This is a genomic window from Aeromicrobium sp. PFPM2_SD2, assembly GCF_057364525.1.
In genome coordinates, this window is sequence record NZ_JBNFNZ010000498.1 from 1 (window position 1) to 1692 (window position 1692).

Here is a 1692-nt window from a genome sequence, read left to right on the forward strand (position 1 = left end):
GGGTCGGGCCGAGGTGGCCGTAGCGCCCGGTCAGCACCACGTCGCGGACGCTGACCGGGAACGTCCAGTCCACGTCCTCGCTCTGCGGGACGTAGCCGACCGCGCGGTGGCGGCGCGCGTCCGCGGGCGAGCCGCCGAGGATGGCGACGGTGCCGGCGTCGGGACGGACGAGGCCGAGCACCGACTTGAACAGCGTCGACTTGCCCGAGCCGTTCATGCCGACCAGGCCGCACACCCGTCCGGGCTCGAGGGTGAACGTCGCGTCGTGCAGGGCGGTGACGGCGCCGTAGCGCACGCCGAGCCCCCGGACGTCGAGCGCGGCGGTCATGCGGCTCCTTCCGTCAGCCCGTCGACGATGAGGTCGACGTCGTGACGCAGCAGGTCGAGGTAGGTCGGCACGGGGCCGTCGGGCTCGGACAGCGAGTCGACGTACAGCGTGCCGCCGAACCGCGCTCCCGTCTCCTCGACGACCTGGCGCATCGGGTCGTCGCTCACCGTGGACTCGCAGAACACGGCCGGGACGTCGCGCTCGCGGACGAGCTCGATGGTGTCCTCGATCTGGCGGGGCGTGGCCTGCTGCTCGGCGTTGACCGGCCAGATGTACTGCTCGGTCAGCCCCGCGTCGCGGGCCAGGTAGGAGAACGCGCCCTCGCAGGTCACCAGGGCGCGCTGGGCCTCAGGGACGGTGGCGAGCGCGCGCTCGAGGTCGTCGGCGACGGCGTCCAGCTCGGCCCGGTAGGCCCGGGCGTTCGCGGCGTAGTCGTCGGCGTGCTCGGGGTCGAGCTCGGCGAACGCGGCGGCCATGTTGTCCACGTAGACGCCGGCCTCGTGCGGCGACATCCAGGCGTGCGGGTTGGGCTTGCCGGCGTACTCGTCGGAGGCGATGTCGATCGGGTCGACGCCCTCGGACACGACGACGTGCTCGGCGTCGGCGTCCTGGGTGAGCTGCGCGAACCAGGCCTCGAGCCCGAGGCCGTTGTCCAGCACGAGGTCGGCGCGGGCGGTGTCGCGGATGTCGGTGGGCGTCGGCTCGTAGGCGTGGATCTCGGCGCCCGCCTTGGTGAGGGAGTGCACCTGCAGGTGGTCGCCGGCGACGTGGCGGGCCATGTCGGCCAGGACGGTGAACGTCGTCAGCACGTACGGGCGCGGGTCCGGCTCGTCGGTGACCTTGACGCACCCGGCGAGCAGCAGCACCGCGGCGGCGGCGCAGACCAGCGCGCGACGCGGACGCACGCGGGCGCGGCTGGGCACCGTCGTCCTCCTGGGGGCTGGCGGTCGGGGGTGGCGCCATGCTGTCACAGCCGACAGGGGTCCACCGGGTGGACGGCTGCCCCATGATGGAGCCATGGACGAGCCCCGCGACCAGTCCGCCGCCGAGTCGCCGCAGGAGGGCTTCCGCCGAGCCCTGGTCGTTGCTCTGGTGTGGATCGGGGTCCTGCTCGGCGTCCCGCTGCTGATCACGGTGGTGCTCGAGGTCCTGGGCGTGGACCGAGAGTTCACGTCGACGGAGCTGACCATCGTCCTGCTGGGTCAGCTGGTGCTCGCGCTGTGGCTGACCCGCAGGCTCGTGCGGTCGCGGTGAGCGTCGTCATCCGGTCCGCGGTGGCGGCGGACGTGCCCGGCGTCGTCGCGTTCTGGGCGGTCGCGGGGCGAGAACGACGACCGGGCCGGCCGACAGCGAGGCGGCCGTCG

The 1692-nt window shown here is 73.5% G+C and carries 3 protein-coding genes; 1 reads left to right on the plus strand and 2 read right to left on the minus strand.

All coding sequences use genetic code 11. The annotated features are described in order from the left end of the window. On the minus strand, positions 1-328 hold a 328-nt coding region (locus AC2W7G_RS15545; protein WP_485869234.1), incomplete at its 3' end, for a metal ABC transporter ATP-binding protein. Next, positions 325-1251 carry a metal ABC transporter substrate-binding protein gene (locus tag AC2W7G_RS15550; protein ID WP_485869235.1) on the minus strand — a complete coding sequence of 309 codons (927 nt, stop codon included), beginning with the start codon at positions 1249-1251 and terminating at the stop codon, positions 325-327. The genes AC2W7G_RS15545 and AC2W7G_RS15550, both read right to left, overlap by 4 nt. 94 nt (positions 1252-1345) lie before the next feature. Between AC2W7G_RS15550 and AC2W7G_RS15555 the strand changes: the two genes are divergently transcribed. Then, on the plus strand, positions 1346-1582 hold the full coding sequence (locus tag AC2W7G_RS15555; RefSeq protein WP_485869236.1) for a hypothetical protein: 237 nt from the start codon (positions 1346-1348) through the stop codon (positions 1580-1582). Positions 1583-1692 lie beyond the last annotated feature (110 nt).